This window comes from Mycobacterium sp. 3-98, from assembly GCF_035918355.1.
Classification (GTDB): Bacteria; Actinomycetota; Actinomycetes; order Mycobacteriales; family Mycobacteriaceae; genus Mycobacterium; species Mycobacterium intracellulare.
On record NZ_CP142360.1, the window covers coordinates 2,893,456 to 2,913,788 of the forward strand.

Sequence of the window (20,333 nt, forward strand, 5' to 3'; positions counted from 1 at the left end):
GTTGAATCGCGCCCATGACGTCGCAGACTGAGGCCGACGAAATCCGGTTGATAGAAGCGCAGGCGGCGCCGACGCGGTTCGCCCGCGGCTGGCACTGCCTGGGACTGATCCGGGACTTCGCCGACGGCAAACCTCACGCGATCAACGCCTTCGGACAGAAGCTCGTCGTGTTCCGCAGCGGTGACGGCAACATCAACGTGCTCGACAGCTATTGCCGGCACATGGGCGGCGACCTGTCCCAGGGCGAGGTGAAGGGCGACGAGATCGCCTGCCCGTTCCACGACTGGCGCTGGGGCGGCGACGGCCGCTGCAAGCAGGTGCCCTACAGCCGTCGCACCCCCAAACTGGCCCGCACACAAGCCTGGACGACGCTGCAGCAGGACGGCATGCTGTTCGTCTGGAACGACCCCGAGCGCAAACCGCCGCCACCGGACGTGACGATCCCGCGCATCGAGGGCGCCACCAGCGACCAGTGGACAGACTGGCATTGGTACACCACGGTCGTGGGAAGCAACTGCCGCGAAATCATCGACAACGTCGTGGATATGGCGCACTTCTTCTATATTCACGGCTCGTTGCCCACGTACTTCAAGAACATCTTCGAGGGGCACGTCGCCACGCAGTACATGAACGGCGGCAGCCGGCCGGACATGGGTGGCACCGGATCGCAGATGCTGGGGACGACGTCGGTGGCGTCCTACTACGGTCCCTCGTTCATGATCGATGACCTGACGTATCACTACGAGCATGGCGACGCCAACACGATCCTCATCAATTGCCACTATCCGATCGACGCGAATTCCTTTGTGCTGCAATACGGCATCATCGTGAAAAAGTCGGAGGTGATGCCCGACGACCAGGCGATGGAAACCGCGATCACCCTCGGCGACTACGTCAAGCTCGGTTTCGAGCAGGACGTCGAGATCTGGCGGCATAAAGCGCGCATCGACAACCCGCTCCTGGTCGAGGAGGACGGGCCGGTGTATCAGCTGCGCCGCTGGTATCAGCAGTTCTACGTCGACGTCGCCGACGTGCAACCGGACATGGTGGATCGCTTCGAGTTCGAACTCGACACGACCCGGCCCTACGAGGCGTGGATGAAAGAGGTCGAGGCGAACCTGGCGGCGCGGTCCGCCGCGGCCGGCTCGGTGTGATGGCACTCGACTGGTCCGCCAGGACCGACAATCGACTGGTCGACACGCCCATGGCCCCGGTCACGTGCCGCGAGTGCGGTGCGCGGGTGCTGGCCCGCAAGAGCAGCTGGAACCAGACGAGTGTGCAGTGGAACGCCGATGCCGCGAAGCGCTGCATCGAGCGCCGTGAGGCCGAGCGCCTCGCCGGTCATCATCGCGGGCCGTTCCTGGTGTGTGCCGCGCTGCGGGACTCGATCCAGGCCGCCGTGGCCACAGGAGAATTGGCGGTCGTCGACCCCGTAATCTGATGACCGTGAATGGTGCATCACGCGTCGCCGTCGTGACAGGAGCCAGCCGCGGCGCCGGACGCGGTATCGCGGCCGCGCTCGCCGCCCGCGACTGGCGGGTGTATGGGACGAGCCGCACCATCAGCGACGCCCCACCCGGCGTCGTGGCCGTCCGTGTCGATCACGGGGACGACGACGCCGTCAAGGGCTTGTTCGACCGCGTGCAAGACGAGTGCGGCCGCCTCGACCTCCTGGTCAACAACGCCGCGGCCATCTCCGACGCGCTGGTCAGCCCAAAGCCCTTCTGGGAGAAGCCACTCGAGCTGGCCGATGTGCTCGATGTGGGATTGCGATCGTCCTACGTCGCGTCATGGTGCGCCGCGCCGCTGCTGGTCGCCGCCGGCCGCGGCCTGATCGCGTTCACGTCCTCGCCGGGGTCGGTGTGCTACATGCACGGTCCCGCGTACGGCGCGCAGAAGGCCGGCGTCGACAAGATGGTCGCCGACATGGCGGTGGACTTCCGGGGCACCGGGGTCGCGACGGTGTCGATCTGGATGGGCATCCTGCTGACCGAAAAGCTCCGCGCCGCTTTCAGTGCGGATCCTGCGGCGCTGGCCGCAATGGCCGAGCATGCCGAAACACCCGAATTCACCGGGCATTTGATCCACGCGTTGTTCTGCGATCCGCACCTGGAGGAGCTGAGCGGGCAGGCGCTGATCGGGGCGGAACTCGCTGAGCGTTATGGGATCACCGACGAGGGCGGCCGCCGCCCGCCGTCGCACCGGGACATGCTCGGCTCGCCCCGGACGCCGAGCAGCGTCGTGGTGCGCTAGCCGGGCGGGACGCTCAGGCGTGCGCGCCGCCGTCGACGCGAATCTCCGTTCCGGTGACGAATGCCCCGTCGTCGGAGGCCACCATGGCGATCACCGCGGCGACCGCGCTTGCGTCGCCAAGGATTTCGCTGTCCGCACCGTGCAGCAGCGGAGTCTGCTTGGCCCACAGGCCCAGGTCATAGCCGTCGGGCATTTTCTCGAGCGTGCTGTTGGCCAGCGCCGTCGAGATCCCGCCGGGCTGGATGTTGACCGCGCGCAGCCCTTGCTTGGAGTACTCCAGCGCCAGCGAATGGGTGAAACTCAAGATGCCGCCCTTGCTGGCGGCATACGCGGCCATGTAGGGGTGGGCGAACGACGCGGCGGTCGAGGTGAAGTTGACGACGACACCTCGGCCGGATTCGAGCAGCGCCGGTAGCGCCTGGCGCGTCATCAGAAAGGTGCCGGTCAGATTGACCGCCAGCGTCCGGTTCCAGTCGGCCAGCGTGGTCTTGTGAGTGTGCGAACAGGTCTGCACCGCAGCAACATTGACCAGTACCTCGAGGCCGCCCAGGTCGGCCACCGCGGCATCGACGGCGGCAACGACATCGTCCTCGACGGAGATATCGAGCACCGCGGTGGTCAGTCGCTTGGCCGTGCCGGCCTCGTCGGCGGCGGCCGCCGTGCGCGCCAGCCCGTCCGCCGAGACGTCGTAGGCCACGACGGTGGCCCCCTCGTCGAGCAGCCGGGCCACGGTGGCCTGTCCGATGCCGGAGCCGGCACCGGTGACGATGACGCGCCGATCGGCGAAACGATCCACGGTGCAAGGCCTTTCGGTCACGCCAGTTGGAAGGCGCTGATCGGGGCTTCCTCCGGATAGGTGGCCGGGCCGCCCAGGTCATAGGCGGCGTTGAGCGCGCTGATGAACGCCGGGTCGTGCAGCGGCTCGGCCGGGATGTCGAGGTCGATGCCCTTGCCCTTGAGGTCGTCGACCATGATGTCGATGGCCTTGTCGATGGTCAGGTCGTCGCTGCCGTCCATGTTCTTTTTCAGCTCGTCGAAGTCGGAGAACACTTCGGCCGACCAGTGCACCAGAAACCGCAGCTCGTCGGTGTGGTGGCGGGCGATCACGTCTTCGCCGTTTTTCAGCAGCCAATGCTCGCGGCTCGTCGGGTCGCCGGCGAACACGGTGTCGAACGCCAGTCCAGGCGGAATCTGTTGATCCAGTGGGCCATTCGCCTCACCGCGGTGCACCATCATCTCGTTTTGCACCACCACGCCGCGGTTGTTGATCGGCGGCAGGATGCGTTGTGGCGCCTTGAGCGGACCGTGCGGCCAGTAGGTGAAGCCGCTGCCGGCATCGAGTGAGAACCAGGTGATGACCTGCGCCATCTTGATCAGATAGTCGCGGAACAGGCCGGATTTGCCCATGACGCTGGTCAACCAGGTCGGGGCGTTTTCGTGCCGCACACCGCGGAAGCTCGGCGAATCCAAGTGGCCGGGGTCGCGATTGGCGCACGGTCCGTTGATGTTGAACAGCATCAACTGGGGCTTGGCGTATTCGGCGTTCCAGTACTCCTTGGCCATCTGCAGGAAGCGCTCGTTGTAGAAGCAGTCGTGCAGTTGCGGGTAGAGCACGGCGCCGTAGTTCGCGAGGTAGCCGCGGAAGGTCGGGGTCAAAAACAAATCCAGCGACGGACTGAACCCCTCGGGGAACATGCCGCTCATCGTCGCCATCAACTCGTCGGCCGACGCGAAGTGCTGCGCGATGATCAGCTTCCACGGGCCTTCCGTGCGCACCACGTCGAGAAGGCGCTCGCGCTGGTCGTCGGTGTAGACGTTGTCGATCTCGCGGGGCGGCGCGGCCGGTCGCAGCACGTCGGAAAGCTCCATCCGGCGCTCGTCGGTGAGCATCAGCGGTCTCCTTTGTCGGTTCAAGGTTGGTTGATTGTGCGCAGCATCACGGCGATACGGTCGACGGCTGTCCGGTGATCGGGACGTCAAACCGAAGCGGATGGGCGAACTTGGCGCGCAGCAGCGCCCCGATCTCCGCGAGGGCCAGCCGCCCGCGCGCGGTGGCATCGGAGCGCATCAGAAAGCCGTGGTACATCCCGGGATAGCGGGTGACGGTGGTCTGCACGCCGGCGTCGCGCAGCCGGTCGGCGTAGCGCTCACCCCAGTCCCGGATCGGGTCGCAGCCCCCGGTGACCACGATCGCCGGCGGTAGGCCCGACAGATCGGTCGCGTACGCGGGAACCTGATACGGGTCCGTGGGCGGGCCGGCGTCGCCGTCGGCCAGCGCGTGCATGTACTCGATGTCATCGCAGGTGAGCAGCGGTGCGTCGGGCATCGCGGCGATCGAGGCGACGGACATGTCGCGGTCCAGGCCGGGATACAGCAGCACCTGCGCGCAGATGGCCGGCCCGTGGCGATCCCGCGCGGCGAGCGCCACCGCCGCCGCCAGCGCACCCCCGGCGCTGTCGCCGACCACCGCGAGCCGCTCGGCGTCGACGCCCAATTCGGCGGCGTTTCGCGACACCCATTCGGTGGCGGCATAGGCGTCGTCGAACTGGGCGGGCGGCGCCGACTCCGGGGCGAGCCGGTAGTCCACGGCCACCACGGTGGCCGCCGCAGCCGAGGCGAGCTCACGGGCCAGCGGTTCGAACGAGCGGTTGGATCCCATCACCAGCCCGCCCCCGTGAAAATAGACCAGCACCGGGCCGCCGGAAGCCGCTGTCGGACAATAAATCCGGACCGGTACGTCGTTGCCGTCGCTGGGGACGAGCGTCTCGGTGAGGCTGGCCATCTCGGGCATGTGTGGCGGCAGCGGCGCGGATTCGAGCCCGGCGCGCACCGCGGCCAAACCCCGTTGCCGCATCGGAGCGATCTCGCCGAACGAGGCGATGCGGGCGGCTGCGTCGGGATCAAGTGCGTGCGGGGTCATGTCGCGGTCACGTCAGTGCGGTGCGGATTCGAACCGGGTCTCGGTCCGCAGTCGTGGGGGTTGTTGCGCGGCCAGCACATTGGCTCGCTCGGCCATCGCCGCGCCGACGCTGTCCGGGTGGGTGTGCAGATAGAAGCGGCCCTCGGCGGACTGTCCGAAGATCCTCTCGGCGGCTTCCAGCGGATCCATGGACGCCGCCTTGATCCCGAGCATGGTCGAGCGTTGGGTTTCGGCGGCGGCGTCGCCCGCCGCGCCCGGGTCCACGCCGCCCGCCGACTCGAAGATGTTGGAGCGCACCGGCCCGGGCAGCACGGCCTGGACGTGGATGTGATGGTCGTGTCCCGTGGCCTGCACCTCGAGGTGCAAACATTCGGTCAGCGACAACACCGCGTGCTTGCTCACGATGTAGGGCGCCTGCAACGGGATCGCCACCACCGCGCCCACCGACGCGATGTTCCACACCCACGCCTGGTCATCGGTGGCCATCATCTTCGGCAGAAAGGCCCGCACGCCGTGGAAGACGCCGCTGACGTTGACGTCCATGACGCGTTGCCAGTTGGCCACCGGCGTATCCCAGAGGTAGCCGAATTGTTCGATCCCCGCGTTGTTCACCAACAGGCGCACGGGCCCGGCGTCGCGGTAGGCGCGGTCGGCGAGGTCCTGCACGGCCTCGGGGTCTCGCACGTCGCAGACGACATCGTGCGCCACGCCGCCACCGGCGGACAGCTCCTCGCGCAGCGCCGCGACCGCCGCCCCGTCGACGTCGGCCAGCACGACCGTCATGCCCAACCGGTCGGCGTACCGGGCCAGCCCGGCGCCGACGCCGGATCCGGCGCCGGTGATGACCGCGACGCCGCCCCCGAAGATGCCCCGAGCGTCCATGACTATGCGCCGGCGCCGCTTTCGGCGTGCAGGTCCGAGAGCAGGACCGAGTTGGTGGCGTCGAGGATCACGTCCATCTCGGTGAACTCCAGGCCTAGTGGGCCCGCGCCGCGGCGCCGGACGCCCACGTTGACCACCCCGCTGGACACCGCGAACGGCACGAAGTTGGCGATCTGGTTGACGAAGATATAGAAGCGCGCGCGGGTGACCCCGTCGTCAGCGCCGGTGCGGTGCACGTTGGTGGCGTGGTGGCGCAACGGGTAGGGGCTTTGCTTGCGGTGCTCGGACAGCCATTCCATCACCGCGTCACGACCGGTGAGCTCCGGTGACATCAGCTCTTCGAATGGGCTTGCACCGGAATCGCTTCGGGTCAGGTAGCGGACATCCTCGGCGTAGCTGCGCCGCAGCTCGTCGTAGTGGGCCTCGTCGTAGTGGTACCAGAAGGACGCGATGAACTCCTGTAATTCCGGCAGCGTGATGTCGGTGCTCATGGGCACGAGTCAACTCCGGTGTGGTCCCGGTAACATCGCCGATGCCCGGTCAGTGGAACACGGCCTGGAATTCAGCCGGTGATCAGCTCCCACAGGGCTCCGGCGCTCGCGTGCATCGCCGCGTCGGTGAGCCGTTCGTCCCAATACCGCACGGAGCCGAACTCCGAGCGCCACGCGAGCGCCGCGCGGGTGAACTCGTGCAACCGGTGCTCCCGGGTGGTGCCGATCGCGCCGTGCACTTGGTGGGCGTTGCGCACCACCACCGAGGCGGCGTGGCCGCCGCACGAACGCGCCACGGCCACAAGGAATTCCAGGTGCGGCGCCGACCATTGACCGATGACCCCGGCGTGCAGTGCGGCCTCGGTCGCCGCGCGGGCGAGCGCGGCCTCGGCGGCGATATCGGAGATCAGGTTCTGTACGGCCTGGAACTTGGCCAGGGGGCGACCGAACTGGACCCGCGCGGCCGCGTGGTCGACGCACAGCTGCAGGATCCGATCCAGGGCGGCGCTCACTTGGATGGATCGCACCAGCGCGGCTTTCAGCCGGAGCTGGGTGAGCAGCGCCGCGGTGACCGGGATCCCTTGCAGGTCCGCCGGCTCGGCGGTCACCGTGTCGCGTGGCTCGCCGATCAGGTTGCTGCCCGGGGTGATCGTGAGCTGCTCGGCGGCGACGTCGGCAACCCGGTGTCCGCCCTCGGCGCGCCACACGACCACGATCCGGTCGGCGGAAGTGGCCCAGGGCACCGCCGTTGCGGTTCCCTGCTTGTCGAGCACGCACACGGTCCGAACCGCGTCGTCGGTGGGCATTTCGCTGGCCTCCAGCAGCCAGCAGGCCAATAAGTCGTGCTCGGCCAACGGGATTCGAACCCCGTGGCCGGCGGCCGCGGTCACCAGTTCGGCGGCTTCGTACCAGGTTGCCCCGCTACCGCCGTGCTGTTCGGCACCGGTCAGGCGAACGAGGCCGAGTTCGTCGAGGCGCCGCCACAGCGCGGGGTCGCGCTCGATCGTCGCCGCGGGCGGGTGCTTGTCGCGGTAATCGGAGAACACCGCGTCCATCATCTCGACGAGGGCGCCGTCAACGGAGGGCCCGGCGCTCATCGGATGCCCAACCCGCGCGCGAGCACACCGCGCAACACCTCGTTGGTGCCGCCGCGCAGTGTGAAGCCGGGCCGCTGATCGACGGCCGCGCACACCAGGTCCGAGAAGGCCGAGTCGGGGGCCTCCTGCAGGTCGGCGAATTCCGCGATGTCGCCTTCGGTGGTGGTGCCCAGCACCTTGACGACCGCGGCGGGCAGGTCCGCGGGTTCGTGCCGTTCCAGTGCGCCCGCCACCGCGGTGGACATCTGATGTAGGCCGGCGATGCGCGCCACCAGGCGCCCCAGATCGGGGTCGCGCGGGGTGGCGTTTGACGCCATGCGATCGGCGCAGGCCGCCAACAGCACGAACGTCGACAGGAACCGCTCGGGCCCGCTGCGTTCGAAGGCGAGCTCGGAGGTCACCTGTTGCCAGCCGTTGCCGATCTCACCGAAGACCATGGCGTCGGGGACGAAGGCCGATTCCAGGATCACCTCGTTGAAATGGTGGGCGCCGTTCATCGACACGATCGGCCGGATCTCGACGCCGGGGCCCCGCAGGTCGACGATGAACTGGCTCAGCCCGGCGTGCCGGTTCGCCGGGTCTACCGGTGCGGTGCGTGCAAGCGCGATGAACGCGTGCGCGAGGTGGGCGCCCGACGTCCACACTTTGGTGCCGGTGAGCGACCAGCCGCCGTCGACGCGGGCGGCGCGGGTGTGCACGCTGGCCAGATCGGAACCGGAGTCCGGCTCGCTCATCCCGATGCCGAAAAAGCATTCGCCGCGCACGATCCGGGGCAGGAACTCCGACTTCTGGTGCTCTGTACCGTATTTGAGTAGCGAGGGCACGATCTGGCGATCGGCGATCCAGTGCGCGGCCACGGGTGCGCCGGCGGCCAGGAGTTCCTCGGTGACGACGAACCGTTCCAGGAATGAGCGCCCGTGCCCGCCGTATTCGGTCGGCACGGTCATGCCCAGCCACCCGCGGGCCGCGAGGGCGCCGGTGAAACTTTCGTCCCAGCCCGTCAGCCAGGCGTCGACCGAAGGGGTGAACGCGCCCGCGGCCAATTGATCGGCTAGAAAATCGCGCACCTCGTTGCGCAACTCCTGGGCGATCGCGGCGTCGGCACTGGCCGGCGGGACCAGACGGGGGAGTGCCATCAGCGCGTCTTCAGGGTGTCGGTATCGAGAACTGGGCTCATCCCGGCCACTGTAGTGAGCAGGCGTCGGCCCGGGATCAACTGAGGGCGTGCTGATCGAGACTGAAACGCTCCCGCAGTACGCGTTTGAGCAGCTTCCCGCTGGGGTTCTTCGGCAGCTCGTCGACGAAGAAGACCCGTTTGGGCGTCTTGAATCCGGCCAAGCGCTCCCGGCAGTGCGAGACCAGGTCCTCTTCGGTGAGAACGGTGCCGTCGCGCGCGACAACGGCGGCCACCACCGTCTCCACCCACACCGGGTGCGGGAGTCCGAACACCGCGACTTCCTCAACACCGTTGTGCCGGTAGATGACTTCCTCGACCTCCCGGCTGGCCACGTTCTCGCCGCCGGTCTTGATCATGTCCTTCTTGCGGTCGACGACGTGCAGCAGCCCGTGTTCGTCGAAGTAGCCGAGGTCACCGGAGTGGAACCAGCCGCTCGTGAAAGCCGCCGCCGTGCGTTCCGGGTCATTCAGGTAGCCCGGCGTCAAATGCGGGCTACGGTGGGCGATCTCGCCGACCACGCCGGCGGTGACCGGGTTGTCCGCGTCGTCGAGGATGGCCGTTTCCACGTTCAGCACCGGCCGTCCGGCCGCTCCGCCGTGCGCGTCCTGTTCGTCGGGTCCCAGCGCGGAGGCCAGCGGCGCCATCTCGGTCTGGCCGTAGAAGTTCCACAGCCGCAGGTTGGGCAGCCGCTCGCGGATCTCGCGCAGGATCTCCACCGGCATGGCCGAGGCGCCGTAGTAGCCCTTGCGCAGGCTGGACAGGTCCACCTGATCGAACACCGGTGAGCGCAGCAGCGAGATCCAGACCGTCGGGGGAGCGAAATAGTTGGTGACCCGGTAGCGCTCGATGGTGCGCAGCACGGTTTCGGGCTCGGGCCGCGGCAGGATGATGCTGGTCGCGCCCAGGTAAATATCGGTGGCCAGGAAGTTGTCCAGCTGCGCGCAGTGATACAGCGGCAGCGAGTGGATCTCGACGTCGTCGGGCGACATCTCGCCCGCGACGATCGTGCTCACGTACTGCCACATCAGGCTGCGGCTGGTGTGAATGGCGGCCTTGGGCCGGGATTCGGTCCCGCTGGTGTACATCAGCCGCACGGGTTGGTCGTCGTCGATGTGCGGGCTCGGGGCCGGCGCGTCGGTGGTCAGCCACTGGCTGAAATCCGCCCAACCTGGCACGCCCTGGTGGCCCCTCGGCACCAGGGCGACCTTGGCCCTGACCACCCCACCTCGCCGAATCGCCTCCTCGGCGGTCGGTGTCAGATCCGCCTCGACGACCAGGCCGCCGACCCGACTGTGGCCGAGGATGTAGGCGATCTCCTCGGCGGTCAGCATGAAGTTGATCGGGACCAGGACCACTCCCGCACGCGCCGTCGCGAACGCCAGCACGGCGTACTGCCAGCAGTTGCGTGACAAGAGTCCTAATCGGCTGCCCGGCCGAAACCCGCTGTCGTGCAACGCCGCCGCCGCCCGGTTCACCAGGTCATCGAATTCGGCAAACGTCAGCACGACACCGTCGTCGATGATCGCGATCTTGTGCGGGTGCCGGCGGGCCGATCGCCGGGGGATATCGCCGAGCCCGTGGCTACGCGCCCGTTCGATCATGGCGTCGAGGTCATCGGACTGCATGCCGGTCACGGTAAGCGCCGTCGCCCGCGAGCGGGCCATCCGTGTCCCGCTGAGTAGGCAGGGGGCCGCCACGCGCGGTGGACCGCGCCGATACTCATCGGCATGAGCACTGGTGTCCCTTTCACGACCGAAAGCGCCGGGTGGACGGGTCCGGATCACGACGGCGTCGACGAACTGCGCGCCAACCTGCGCCAGGCCGATCCTGGCGTTCTGGTCGCCGTGCTGGCGCAGCTGACCGGGGACCCGACCGTCGCCGAGCGGTTCGCACCGAAAATCACCCATGTGCCCGACCCGCCGGAGCAGGCGGGCGTCACCGATCCGGAAACGGCCGCGCAGCTCATCGACGAGATCGTCACGGCGCTGCGGGAGCCGCGCCGGGCGGACGCGGTGCCGGCCGACGACCTCGACCTGTTCGCCCGCGTCGCCCCCATCGCGCTCGGCGGAACGATCGACCCCGAGTACCTCGGACTGCTCCTCGAACAGGGTGGTTTCCAGCCCTCACAACCGGTACTGCCGCGCACCGCAAAGCTTCCCGCTGACTTCCGGGTGGTCATCATCGGCGCGGGCATCGCCGGCATCACCGCCGCGCTCGCGTGCGCGGACGCCGGTATCGACTATCAAATCATCGAGCGCAACGACGAGGTCGGCGGCACCTGGTACACCACCACCTATCCCGGCATCGGGGTGGACACGCCCTCGGCCTACTACTCGCTCTCGCGAGACATCAACGGCGACTGGTCGAGTTATTACCCGCAGGGTGCCGAGTATCAGGCCTACCTGGTGTCGGTGGCGAACAAGAACGACCTCCGCAGGAACACCCGGTTCGGTACCGAGGTGAAAGCGTTGTGGTGGGACGAGGGCCGCCGGCAGTGGCAGATCCACGCGGTCGGGCCGGACGGAACCCGCGACGTCAGTTACGCGAACGCGGTGATCCCGGCCGCCGGGTACCTCAACCGGCCGCGGTGGCCGGAACTCCCGGGCCGCGAGACGTTTTCCGGAATTTCTCTCCATTCCGCGCGGTGGGATCCGAACCTGGATCTCACGGGGAAGAGGGTCGCGATCATCGGTGCCGGGTGCACCGCGGTCCAGATCGTCGACGCGTGCGTGGACCAGGTCGCGCACATGACGGTGTTTCAACGCCAGCCGCACTGGGTCGCGCCGCGGCGCCGGCCGTCCGACGATGTGCCCGCCTATCGGCGGTGGCTGGGCACCCGGTTGCCCTACTACGCCAATTGGATTCGGCTCAAGTCATATTGGGGGACATCGGACAACAACTATCCGGTGATCCTGCATGACGAGCAGTGGGCGGCCGAGCATCTGTCGATCTCGCCGGCCAACGACGTGCTGTTGCAGATCTGCCTCGATTACATCGATCGCGTGTTCGGTGCGGGCAGCGAGCTCGCCCGCAAGGTCACGCCCGACTTTGCGCCCTACGGCAAGCGGATCATCCGCGATCCCGGCGGCTATTACGCGGCGCTGGCCCGCGAGCACGTGGACGTCGAGGCCAGTGAGCCCGCGCGGGTCAACGAGGCCGGCATCGTGACCGCCGACGGCAGGCAGATCGACCTCGACGTCATCGTCTACGCGACCGGCTATTACCTGGATTTCCTTTCCACGGTGGATATTCGGGGTCGCGACGGCAAGAAGTTGGCCGAGGAATGGGGCGACTCGCCGCGGGCCTACCGCGGCGGGATGGTGCCGGGATTCCCGAACCTGTTCATCTCCTCGGCCCCAAACTACAGTCCGGGTCACGGCGCGGGGCACAACTTCGGTGTCGAAGTGATGGTGCACTACGTGATGGAATGCCTGCAGTTGATGGCGCTGCGCAAGGCCACCACCTTGGAGGTGACGCAGCGCGCCTACGAGGACTACGTCGCCCGCCTCGATGCGACCATGACCGGCACCGTATGGCGCCACACGCCGTCGGCCCACACCTACTACCGTTCCGGCGACCGGATCGTCATCGCCTTCCCGTACCGCCTGGTCGACTTCTGGCGCGATCACCGCGCCCCGGCCGAGGAGGATCTCGAACTTCGATGAGCCGATTACTCTCGGGCAAAACCGCTTTGGTCACCGGAAGCAGCCGAGGCATCGGCCGCGCCATCGCGCGGCGGCTGGCGGCCGAGGGCGCCACGGTCGCAGTCACCGCACGATCGCACACGCCTTCGTTGTCGACGCGGGCCGGAACGATTACCGCTCTGCCCGGCACCATCGGGGAAACGGTGGAACTGATCGAGGCCGACGGCGGCTCGGCGTTCGGCATTGCGAGCGACCTGGAGGATGCGCAGCAGCGCGACGGTTTGGTCGACGCGGTCCTGGACCGAACCGGACGCATCGACATCCTGGTCAACAACGCCGGTTTCGCCGACTACGCGTTGGTCGAGGACATGAGCCTGGAGACGTTCGACCGCACCGTGGAACACTACCTGCGCATCCCGTTCGCGCTGACGAAATCGGCCGTGCCGCATATGCGTGGCCAAGGGGCGGGCTGGATTGTCAACATCGGTTCGGTCACCGGCGTGGCCCCGGTTCGGCCGTACCGCGAATACAACAAGACCTCCGGCGACGTGGTCTACGCGTCCCTGAAAGCTGCGCTGCACCGGTTCACCCAGGGCGTGGCCGCCGAGCTGCTGGACGCCAACATCGCGGTGAACTGCGTCGGCCCGTCGACCGCGGTACGCACGCCCGGTGCCGCGCAACTGATCCCGGATTCGTTCCCCACCGAACCGGTGGAGTATCTGGCCGAGACCGTGCTGGCGATGTGCCATCTGCCCGCCGCGGAGCGCACCGGCTTGGTCGCCTTCAGCCTGCACTACCCGTGGTCGCAGCAACTGCCGGTGCACAGCCTGGACGGTACCGAAGTGCTGCCCCCGTTACAGCCGCCGGCGACCGCCAATCCGGGCATCCTGCCCGCGGGCGTCTAGCTCAGCACCGGGTCGGGGATGGCGCAGAAGCTGTGGCATACCCGGTCGCGGATGATCACGTCGGTGGTTTCCGGGTCGAACCAGCGGTCCACCACCGCCCAGTGGACGGGGTGCATCAGGTAGGGCCCCATCAGCGCCTCGACGTCGGCGAACTCCTGCTCGAATACGTGTGTCCACGAGCAGGTTCCGACCGGCGCGGACACCCGGCTCAGCTGCCAGGCCCGGATCGTCGGTAGGTACCGCGGCATCGACGACAGCTCGCGCTCGAACCGGGCGAGGGTGGGCTCGGGTGTGCCCGGCTGCACGCGCACCAACAGCGTCCGGTAGACCGTGCCGGCCGCCTCGCCGCAGCGCACGGGCGAACCCGCATAGCTCGCGCCGTTGACCCGATCCAACGCCGGATCGGCCAGCACGGCAGCGAGATCCTCTGTCGCGCGGGCACATTGGTCCGCGGTGGCGAACCGCAGGTGCAGCAGGATGTCGCCCCCGTTGCGCGAGCCGGGCAGCGTCGGCTGCACCACCCCGCGCAGCGGCGCCGCCGCGCGGGCGGTCGTGCGCAGCTCGTCGAGGATCCGGTCGCGATCGGCGTCGGCGACGTCGATCAGCCGCGTGAGGTTATACATCGCACAGCCCGTCGACGTCGTCGGCGGCCGCGGCAAAGGAGCGGGACCGCTCGGTGACCAATTCGCCGATCCGCGACCACCATTCGCCCAACGCCGGATCCGGTCGGCCTTTCCAGGTCATCTCCCACCATGCCTGCGCGCTGGGCAGCGTCCAGGTCGCGGTGATGACGTTGCTGTCATCGTCGAACCAGATCGGTGGGCTCACGAGGATGTCGCGCAGCGTCATCCCGCGGGCGCGTGCGCCGGGCGCGTATTCGGCGAGGTAGGCGTCGACGAATCGGCGGGCACACCCGGGTCGTGTCACCACCCTGTCGATCACGAAGACTTCGCCTTCGGCCATGAGCCGACCGTATGGCACGCCGGGGACGCGGCGTCGTCGGCTCCCAGCCACCGGGAACCTACCGCTGCAATAGCTCGGCGAGGGCGGCGGTCGCCTCTTTGCGCGCCCGGTGCGCGATGTCGAGCGTCGGCATCGTCATGAACCCGTGAATGCCGCCGTCGTAACACAATTGCCGTGTCGGCACGCCGGCCGCTGTCAGGGCGGCGCCGTAGACCAGTCCCTCGTCGCGCAGGGGATCGTGGCCGGCGACCACCACCACCGCGGGCGGGAGCCCGCGCAGGTCGGCGTTCAGCGGTGTGGCGTAGGGGTGGGCGCGGTCGTCGTGCGAGGGCACGTAGCAGTCCCAGTACCACTGCAGCGCCGGTTTGGGGTTGTAGAAGCCCTGGCCGAACAGCCGGTAGGACTCGGTGTCGAAGTCGGCCGCGATCACCGGGTAGAGCAGCAGTTGGGCCGCCGGCGCCGGGCCCCCGCGGTCGCGAGCCATGATCGCGGTCACCGCGGCCAGGTTGCCGCCGGCGCTGTCGCCGCCCACGACCAGACGGCCTGGATCGGCCCCGAGCGACCCGGCGTTGTCGTACGCCCAGCGCGTCACCGCGTACACGTCCTCGGCCGCCGCCGGCCAGGGATTCTCCGGGGCCAACCGATAGCCGACCGAAACAACCACGGCGGGAACGAGATTGGCGAGATTGCGGCACAGCCCGTCGTGGCTGTCCAGGTCACAGAAGACGAACCCGCCGCCGTGTGCATAGACCACGATCGGCAGCGGTCCGGCCGCGTCGGGACGGTACACGCGGACGGGTATCGGGCCGTCCCGACCGTCGATGGAGCGATCGGCGGCCTCGGCGATGGGTTCGGGCCGCGCCGGCGGCATCAATCTGGACCGGATGAGGGCTCGAGCCTGCGCGCCGCTCATCTCCTGAACCGGGGGGAACCCACTGTCCAATTGCTCGAGGATCGCCGCGATCTGCGGGTCGAGGCTCACGCGTACTGCAGGGCGGGTTGTCGCGCGGGGGCGGGGTGTTGTGAGCGCAGGGAAAGCAGCGGCCGCAGCGGCTGCAGAGTCGGGGCGACTCGTTGCGGGCCGCCTTCCACGTTGCGCCACACGCCCATCGCGGTCATTCGCACCGGGGCGGCGAGGCGCTGGTCGAGCGCCATGCGATTCAGCGGACCGCACACCGACACGGCTGCCACGGCCTCACCGGGACTCCCGATCGGGGCCGCGACGCAGCCAAACCCGAGCAGGGATTCTTCGCGCTCGTAGGCGACGCCGTGGGCCCTGACCTTGGCCAGTTCCGTCGCCAGTTGCGGAGCGCTGGAGATCGAGTATTTGGTCAGGCGGGCGCCCAGGTCGATGTCGGTCTCTTCGTCGCGATAAGCCAGGATCGCCTTGCCGACCGCGGTGCAGTGCGCGGGCTGACGGCCGCCGACCCGGGTGGGGATCGCACCGACCATGCGGTCGCCGACCTTGTCGAGGTAGACGACGTCGGCTCCGTCGAGCACCGCGAGGTGCACGACAAGCCCGGTGGCGCGGTGCAATTCACCCAGCAGTGGGCCCGCCGCCCGCACCAACCGATCCTGGTGCACGGCAAGCGAACCCAGCTCCACCAGCCGCATGCCGAGCTCGTAGTCACGACCGCTGCGACGCAGCCAGCGCAGTTGAACCAGCCGCTCGAGCATCCGGTGCGCCGACGAGCGCGGCAGGCCGGTACGCCGCACGATCTGGGCCAGCGTGAGGCGTCCGGGGCCGTCGAAGGCGTCCAGGACCAGCGAGATGCGGTCGATGACGGCGGTGGGGGTTTCGGCGGGCGCGGCCATTCATCCTCCTGGCTGGCATATTCCTATTAGGAATATAGTTCTACCACAGCGGTGTGGCCGCTGTCACATGGCGCGCCGAAAGAACCCGCGAGCGGGAGGCGCCCCTCGCACGCTCGTAACGCAGGGGTGAAATTTCGGCGGGATATCCCACCGTGGCGTTACGCCCGCGGAAAAAGACTCGCCGAGCGCCCGGCGCGGCGGCCGTAGAAGCTGCCGTCACCGAGCGAGACGCCGCTGGCGTAGCCCCACGCGGCCAGGCCGGCGGTGCACCGGCCGGCGGCGAATAGCCCGGGTATGGGCGCGCCGCTGACGTGCAGCACCTCGGCGTCCAGCGTGGTCGCCAGCCCGCCCAGGGTGAAGCCGCCGGTGCTTTCCCGCAGGTCAATCGCGCCGACCGGCGATCCGATCGGCTTGATCCACTCGGACTTCTTGTGCAGCAGCGGATCCTCGCCGCGCGCGGCGCCCTCGTTGTAGGCGGCCACGGTGGCCTGCAGCGAACCGGGCGGCAGGCCCATGTCGCGCTCCAGGTCCGCGACGGTGTCGGCCACCCAGGTCGCCGGGCGCAGCATCAGCTTCGGCGACCACGAGGCCTCCGCCGCCTCCTGCGCGTCGCCGTCGATGATCAGGTACGCGACGTTGTCCTGCTGGTACAGCGTGAGCTGGCCGATCCGCCCCGGATAGGTGTCCTCGGCGACGTAGCGCTGACCGCGCGCGTTGACCAGGATGCCGCGCACCAGCTGCTGGGGGTCGACGAAGATCGCGACCTCGGTGGCGTCCATGTGCGCCAGGTCGGCGCCCAGCGCCTGCGCCATCCGGATCGCCTGCCCGTCGTGCTGCTCGATCGACGCGGCCGGCCGCCCCGCGATGCGCGGCGCGTAGCGCGCCACCATCGCGTCGTTGTAGGCGAAACTGCCGGTGGCGAGCACGACCCCGCGGCGCGCCCGGATCGTCATGTCGTTGCCGTACTGGCGGGCGCAGATGCCCACCACCCGGCCGTCGGATTCGGTGATCAGCCGCTGCACCCGCACGTCGTAGAGGGCCCGCGCCCCGGCGGCGGTGGCCGTTTCGACGAGGGGCTTCATCAGCATGTAGCCCGCGCTCGCTTCGCCCTGCTTCTTGTTCTGCATCTGCGGGACGTGCCCGCGCGGGGCGGGGGAGGCGATCGTGTTGAACGGATAGGAGTTTTCGCCGCCGCTGTACATCAACCCCTGGTCGCCCATGGGCTCCCAGCCCGGCTCGGAGAAGAACTCCGCCTTGAACGGGACGCCGCAGCCCACCAGCCAGTCGAAGTGGGCGACGCTGCCGGCGCAATAGTCGGCGATCCTGGCCTCGTCGGCGCCGGGGCCCATCGCGACGTTGAGGAACGCCGCCATGTTGTCGACCGAATCGCTGAAGCCGCAGGCCTTTTGCAGCGGCGTGCCGCCCCCGAGGTAGATGAATCCGCCCGCCATCGATGCCGCGCCGCCCCAGGATCCGGTGCGCTCGAGCACCAGGACGTCGGCGCCGGACCGGGCGGCCTCCACCGCCGCCGCGGCGCCCGCGATCCCATAGCCGGCGATGACGACGTCGGCCTCGGCGTCCCACGACGTGATCGACGACGCCGCCACCGGCGTCACGTCAGATTCGGCGATCACATGCGCATGGCCGCGGGTGGTTCCGGAATCCACTCGTGGCCCCAATAGCTGTCGGCGGTGATTTCCTCTGCGGTGTAATACGTTTCGTCGACCCGCATCCCGTCGGTGCCGAATTCGATGTCCCAGTCGCCGGGCGCGCGGACGTAGAAGGACACCATCTTGTCGTTGGTGTGCCGGCCCAGCGTGGACGCGACGGTGAAGCCATCGGCGTTGACGCGGTCGAGCGCCTGGCCGACGGCGTCGAGGGTGTCCACCTCCACCATGACGTGCACCAGCCCGGGGTCGCGCTGCTGGGCGGCGGGGCAGATCGCCAGGCTGTGATGGCGCGCGTTGATGCCGAGGAACCGCACCCGGATCGGTCCGAACTCGGCGGGCAGCGGCACCCGGAACGCGCCACGAGACCGGAAACCGAGCACCTCGGTGTAGAAGTCGACGACGCCGTTGAAATCGGTCGCCGGCACGACGACGTGGCCCAGACCCTGGTCGCCCGTCACGAACTTCGCGCCGAACGGGGTGATCACCGGGCTGTGGTCGAGCACCGCGCTGTGGAACACCTCCAGCGTGGTGCCGGCCGGATCCTCGAAGGTGATCACCTCTTCGACGCGGCGGGCGTCGGCCTCCTGGACGGACAATTCCTTGAAACCGACACCGGCGCCGTCCAGGGCGGCCTTGACCCGTTGCAGCGCCTGGTGGTCACGCACTTCCCAGCCGACCGTGATCACCCGGTCAACCTCGCCGGGGACGACGATGATCCGGGCCGCGCGTTCGTCCATCCGCAAGTACAGCGCGGACTCGTCGGGTCCTTTCCCTTCGGCGAATCCCAGCACACCGAACGCGAAATGGCGCCAACGCTCGATATCTGAGGTCGAAACCGTGATGTAGCCAAGGCTTTTCAGGTCAGACATTGAAACCCCTCAGATCAAGGCCCGCAGCGGGCCTTCGGGCGGGTCGATGCCGATCGAACTCAGCGCCGCCGCGTGGTACGTGGTGCCCGGCACATGGATGGCGTGCATCTGGCCGACGTGCACGTCACGCCAATACCGTTGCAGCGGTTTGTCCATCCGGGCCGCGTTGCCGCCGGAGCGGGCGAAGATCTCGTCGACGGCGGAGACCGCGCGCCACACCGCGCGAACCTGCGTGCGGCGCCCGGCCGCGCGGTCGGCGAACGACACCTCCTTGCCCGCGGCGACCATGTCGTAGATGCGGTCGGCGTTGGCCAGCAGCTCCTGGCGGGCGGCGTTGATGTCGGCGGCAGCCTCGCCGATCGCGTGCATCACGTAGGGGTCGTCCTTGATCGCGGTCCCGGTGGCGCCCACCCGGCCGCGCTGGTAATCGAGGTGCGCGGCCAGCGCCCCCTCGGCGATGCCGATGGTGGCCGCCGAAATGCCGAGCGGGAACATCGTCGACCACGGCATCAGGTACAGCGGCTCGGTCATGCCGGCCTCGCGCTGGGCGGTGCCGTCCATCACCTTCGCCGCGTCCATGGTCCGGTAGGTCGGGACGAACGCGTCTTTGACGATGACGTCCTTGGAGCCGGTTCCGCGCAGCCCCACCACATTCCACGAGTCCTCGACGATCTCGTAGTCCTTGCGCGGCAGGATCATGTGCAGCATTTGCGGCGGCATCAACGGGATGCCCTTGTCGTCGCCGAGCATGGCGCCCAGGATGATCCAGTCGCAATGGTCGGTGCCCGAACTGAACTGCCAGCGCCCGTTGAACAGGTAGCCGCCGTCGACCGGTTTGGCCACGCCCTGCGGCGCGTAGGGCGACGCCATCCAGGTGTCGACGTCGTCGGCCCAGATCTCGGCGGCCACCTTCGGGTCGGCGTAGGCGAGCTGGTAGGGGTGCACGCCCACCACGCCGACGATCCAGCCCGCCGCGGGATCGAGCGCCGCTGTGGCCATCGTCGTCTCGGCGAACTCGCGGGGGTGGACCTCGAAGCCCTGATACTGCTTGGTCTGCAACAGCCGGATCAGCCCGGCGCCCTTCATCAGCTTGACGGTGTCGTCGGTGAGCCGGCCGAGTTGCTCGGCCTCCGCGGCCTGTTCGCGCAGCTGATCGGCCATGGCCACTACCCGGTCCAGTACCCGGTCGCTCATATCGTTGTCCTTACGTGTGGGTGCTTAGTAATGGTCTACCGCAGTCCCGACCCGTCCCAAAGTAAATCCCGATGAGCGGACACAACGCGGTCAAAATTCGACATGAACATCGGTGCCCGCGGGCCGCGCCTGGCAGGCCAGAATCAGGCCCTCCTCGAGATCGTCGGCGTCCAACACTTCGCACGGAACCATGTCGACCTCGCCCGCGACCACGGTCGCCACGCACGAGCCGCAGCGGCCCTCCCGGCACGAGTGGGGCACGGCGATACCCGCCTCGAGCAATGTCTCGACCAGCGTCTGCCCGTGGGGCCAGCACAAATGATGGCGTCGACCGTCCAGCTCGACGTCGACGCGCGCGACTTGCGGCATCCGCCGATCGTGAGCGATCCAGACGGCAGGGCGAACCCAGCTGCCCGGTGGCCGGGAAAATGCGCCCCCGGCGTCCGGTGACCG

21 protein-coding genes are annotated in these 20,333 nt (G+C 68.5%); 5 read left to right on the forward strand and 16 right to left on the reverse strand.

Annotated elements, in window-relative coordinates; all coding sequences use genetic code 11:
* Positions 1-14: 14 nt before the first annotated feature.
* The 3 genes from QGN30_RS13750 to QGN30_RS13760 are packed head-to-tail and all read left to right on the forward strand — an operon-like array spanning position 15 to position 2,253.
* The gene (locus tag QGN30_RS13750; RefSeq protein WP_014380267.1) at positions 15-1,154 is read left to right on the forward strand and encodes a Rieske 2Fe-2S domain-containing protein; all 1,140 of its coding nucleotides are present in this window, start codon (positions 15-17) and stop codon (positions 1,152-1,154) included.
* Positions 1,154-1,441, forward strand: coding sequence for a hypothetical protein (locus QGN30_RS13755; RefSeq protein ID WP_008257273.1), 288 nt, complete (start codon positions 1,154-1,156; stop codon positions 1,439-1,441). Before QGN30_RS13750 ends, QGN30_RS13755 begins: the two co-directional genes overlap by 1 nt.
* The gene (locus tag QGN30_RS13760) at positions 1,441-2,253 is read left to right on the forward strand and encodes an SDR family NAD(P)-dependent oxidoreductase (RefSeq protein WP_014380266.1); all 813 of its coding nucleotides are present in this window, start codon (positions 1,441-1,443) and stop codon (positions 2,251-2,253) included. Before QGN30_RS13755 ends, QGN30_RS13760 begins: the two co-directional genes overlap by 1 nt.
* A 13-nt stretch (positions 2,254-2,266) precedes the next feature.
* Here the strand turns inward: QGN30_RS13760 and QGN30_RS13765 are convergent, their stop codons facing one another.
* From QGN30_RS13765 to QGN30_RS13800, 8 genes are all read right to left on the reverse strand, one after another.
* Positions 2,267-3,049: an SDR family NAD(P)-dependent oxidoreductase gene (locus QGN30_RS13765; protein WP_014380265.1), complete on the reverse strand. Its 783-nt coding sequence runs from the start codon at positions 3,047-3,049 to the stop codon at positions 2,267-2,269.
* Between the two features lie 17 nt (positions 3,050-3,066).
* Positions 3,067-4,143 carry a hypothetical protein gene (locus tag QGN30_RS13770; RefSeq protein ID WP_014380264.1) on the reverse strand — a complete coding sequence of 359 codons (1,077 nt, stop codon included), beginning with the start codon at positions 4,141-4,143 and terminating at the stop codon, positions 3,067-3,069.
* A 46-nt stretch (positions 4,144-4,189) separates the two neighbouring features.
* Positions 4,190-5,173: an alpha/beta hydrolase gene (locus QGN30_RS13775; RefSeq protein WP_248923117.1), complete on the reverse strand. Its 984-nt coding sequence runs from the start codon at positions 5,171-5,173 to the stop codon at positions 4,190-4,192.
* 12 nt (positions 5,174-5,185) lie between these two features.
* The gene (locus tag QGN30_RS13780; RefSeq protein WP_009957265.1) at positions 5,186-6,055 is read right to left on the reverse strand and encodes an SDR family NAD(P)-dependent oxidoreductase; all 870 of its coding nucleotides are present in this window, start codon (positions 6,053-6,055) and stop codon (positions 5,186-5,188) included.
* A 2-nt stretch (positions 6,056-6,057) separates the two neighbouring features.
* Positions 6,058-6,546, reverse strand: a complete 489-nt coding sequence (locus tag QGN30_RS13785) for a nuclear transport factor 2 family protein (protein WP_009957264.1) — start codon at positions 6,544-6,546, stop codon at positions 6,058-6,060.
* A 71-nt stretch (positions 6,547-6,617) separates the two neighbouring features.
* Positions 6,618-7,643: an acyl-CoA dehydrogenase family protein gene (locus QGN30_RS13790; RefSeq protein WP_095580121.1), complete on the reverse strand. Its 1,026-nt coding sequence runs from the start codon at positions 7,641-7,643 to the stop codon at positions 6,618-6,620.
* Entirely contained in the window at positions 7,640-8,779 is a 1,140-nt protein-coding gene (locus QGN30_RS13795) for an acyl-CoA dehydrogenase family protein (RefSeq protein ID WP_014380260.1), read from the reverse strand. Before QGN30_RS13795 ends, QGN30_RS13790 begins: the two co-directional genes overlap by 4 nt.
* A gap of 76 nt (positions 8,780-8,855) precedes the next feature.
* Positions 8,856-10,454 carry an acyl-CoA synthetase gene (locus tag QGN30_RS13800; protein ID WP_085981108.1) on the reverse strand — a complete coding sequence of 533 codons (1,599 nt, stop codon included), beginning with the start codon at positions 10,452-10,454 and terminating at the stop codon, positions 8,856-8,858.
* A 93-nt stretch (positions 10,455-10,547) separates the two neighbouring features.
* On the opposite strand from QGN30_RS13800, the gene QGN30_RS13805 reads away from it, so the two are divergent.
* Positions 10,548-12,485: a flavin-containing monooxygenase gene (locus QGN30_RS13805; protein ID WP_014380258.1), complete on the forward strand. Its 1,938-nt coding sequence runs from the start codon at positions 10,548-10,550 to the stop codon at positions 12,483-12,485.
* Positions 12,482-13,369, forward strand: a complete 888-nt coding sequence (locus QGN30_RS13810) for an SDR family NAD(P)-dependent oxidoreductase (protein WP_248923116.1) — start codon at positions 12,482-12,484, stop codon at positions 13,367-13,369. Before QGN30_RS13805 ends, QGN30_RS13810 begins: the two co-directional genes overlap by 4 nt.
* Here QGN30_RS13810 and QGN30_RS13815 read toward each other — a convergent pair.
* The 8 genes from QGN30_RS13815 to QGN30_RS13850 all read right to left on the reverse strand — a co-directional run bounded on the left by QGN30_RS13815 (position 13,366) and on the right by QGN30_RS13850 (position 20,249).
* Positions 13,366-13,992, reverse strand: coding sequence for a Dabb family protein (locus QGN30_RS13815; RefSeq protein WP_248923115.1), 627 nt, complete (start codon positions 13,990-13,992; stop codon positions 13,366-13,368). The genes QGN30_RS13810 and QGN30_RS13815 overlap by 4 nt on opposite strands.
* Positions 13,985-14,332, reverse strand: coding sequence for a hypothetical protein (locus QGN30_RS13820; RefSeq protein ID WP_009957256.1), 348 nt, complete (start codon positions 14,330-14,332; stop codon positions 13,985-13,987). Before QGN30_RS13820 ends, QGN30_RS13815 begins: the two co-directional genes overlap by 8 nt.
* Before the next feature lie 58 nt (positions 14,333-14,390).
* Positions 14,391-15,314 carry an alpha/beta hydrolase gene (locus QGN30_RS13825; protein WP_248923114.1) on the reverse strand — a complete coding sequence of 308 codons (924 nt, stop codon included), beginning with the start codon at positions 15,312-15,314 and terminating at the stop codon, positions 14,391-14,393.
* On the reverse strand, positions 15,311-16,147 hold the full coding sequence (locus QGN30_RS13830) for an IclR family transcriptional regulator (protein ID WP_014384847.1): 837 nt from the start codon (positions 16,145-16,147) through the stop codon (positions 15,311-15,313). Before QGN30_RS13830 ends, QGN30_RS13825 begins: the two co-directional genes overlap by 4 nt.
* A 158-nt stretch (positions 16,148-16,305) precedes the next feature.
* Positions 16,306-17,814 (reverse strand): FAD-dependent oxidoreductase, encoded by a 1,509-nt coding sequence (locus tag QGN30_RS13835; RefSeq protein ID WP_009957251.1) that lies wholly within the window; start codon positions 17,812-17,814, stop codon positions 16,306-16,308.
* Positions 17,778-18,686: a biphenyl-2,3-diol 1,2-dioxygenase gene (gene bphC, locus QGN30_RS13840; protein ID WP_008257238.1), complete on the reverse strand. Its 909-nt coding sequence runs from the start codon at positions 18,684-18,686 to the stop codon at positions 17,778-17,780. The genes QGN30_RS13835 and bphC overlap by 37 nt, the downstream gene beginning before the upstream one ends.
* Positions 18,687-18,695: 9 nt before the next feature.
* Positions 18,696-19,880, reverse strand: coding sequence for an acyl-CoA dehydrogenase family protein (locus QGN30_RS13845; protein ID WP_009957249.1), 1,185 nt, complete (start codon positions 19,878-19,880; stop codon positions 18,696-18,698).
* A 90-nt stretch (positions 19,881-19,970) separates the two neighbouring features.
* The gene (locus QGN30_RS13850) at positions 19,971-20,249 is read right to left on the reverse strand and encodes a 2Fe-2S iron-sulfur cluster-binding protein (RefSeq protein ID WP_009957247.1); all 279 of its coding nucleotides are present in this window, start codon (positions 20,247-20,249) and stop codon (positions 19,971-19,973) included.
* Between the last annotated feature and the right edge of the window lie 84 nt (positions 20,250-20,333).

Coding starts and splice junctions, on each gene's coding strand:
- QGN30_RS13750 (WP_014380267.1), top strand. CDS start 15: ATGACGTCGCAGACTGAGGCCGACGAAATCCGGTTGATAGAAGCGCAG.
- QGN30_RS13755 (WP_008257273.1), top strand. CDS start 1,154: ATGGCACTCGACTGGTCCGCCAGGACCGACAATCGACTGGTCGACACG.
- QGN30_RS13760 (WP_014380266.1), top strand. CDS start 1,441: ATGACCGTGAATGGTGCATCACGCGTCGCCGTCGTGACAGGAGCCAGC.
- QGN30_RS13770 (WP_014380264.1), bottom strand. CDS start 4,143: ATGCTCACCGACGAGCGCCGGATGGAGCTTTCCGACGTGCTGCGACCG.
- QGN30_RS13775 (WP_248923117.1), bottom strand. CDS start 5,173: ATGACCCCGCACGCACTTGATCCCGACGCAGCCGCCCGCATCGCCTCG.
- QGN30_RS13780 (WP_009957265.1), bottom strand. CDS start 6,055: ATGGACGCTCGGGGCATCTTCGGGGGCGGCGTCGCGGTCATCACCGGC.
- QGN30_RS13785 (WP_009957264.1), bottom strand. CDS start 6,546: ATGAGCACCGACATCACGCTGCCGGAATTACAGGAGTTCATCGCGTCC.
- QGN30_RS13790 (WP_095580121.1), bottom strand. CDS start 7,643: ATGAGCGCCGGGCCCTCCGTTGACGGCGCCCTCGTCGAGATGATGGAC.
- QGN30_RS13795 (WP_014380260.1), bottom strand. CDS start 8,779: ATGGCACTCCCCCGTCTGGTCCCGCCGGCCAGTGCCGACGCCGCGATC.
- QGN30_RS13805 (WP_014380258.1), top strand. CDS start 10,548: ATGAGCACTGGTGTCCCTTTCACGACCGAAAGCGCCGGGTGGACGGGT.
- QGN30_RS13810 (WP_248923116.1), top strand. CDS start 12,482: ATGAGCCGATTACTCTCGGGCAAAACCGCTTTGGTCACCGGAAGCAGC.
- QGN30_RS13815 (WP_248923115.1), bottom strand. CDS start 13,992: ATGTATAACCTCACGCGGCTGATCGACGTCGCCGACGCCGATCGCGAC.
- QGN30_RS13820 (WP_009957256.1), bottom strand. CDS start 14,332: ATGGCCGAAGGCGAAGTCTTCGTGATCGACAGGGTGGTGACACGACCC.
- QGN30_RS13830 (WP_014384847.1), bottom strand. CDS start 16,147: ATGGCCGCGCCCGCCGAAACCCCCACCGCCGTCATCGACCGCATCTCG.
- bphC (WP_008257238.1), bottom strand. CDS start 18,686: ATGTCTGACCTGAAAAGCCTTGGCTACATCACGGTTTCGACCTCAGAT.
- QGN30_RS13845 (WP_009957249.1), bottom strand. CDS start 19,880: ATGAGCGACCGGGTACTGGACCGGGTAGTGGCCATGGCCGATCAGCTG.
- QGN30_RS13850 (WP_009957247.1), bottom strand. CDS start 20,249: ATGCCGCAAGTCGCGCGCGTCGACGTCGAGCTGGACGGTCGACGCCAT.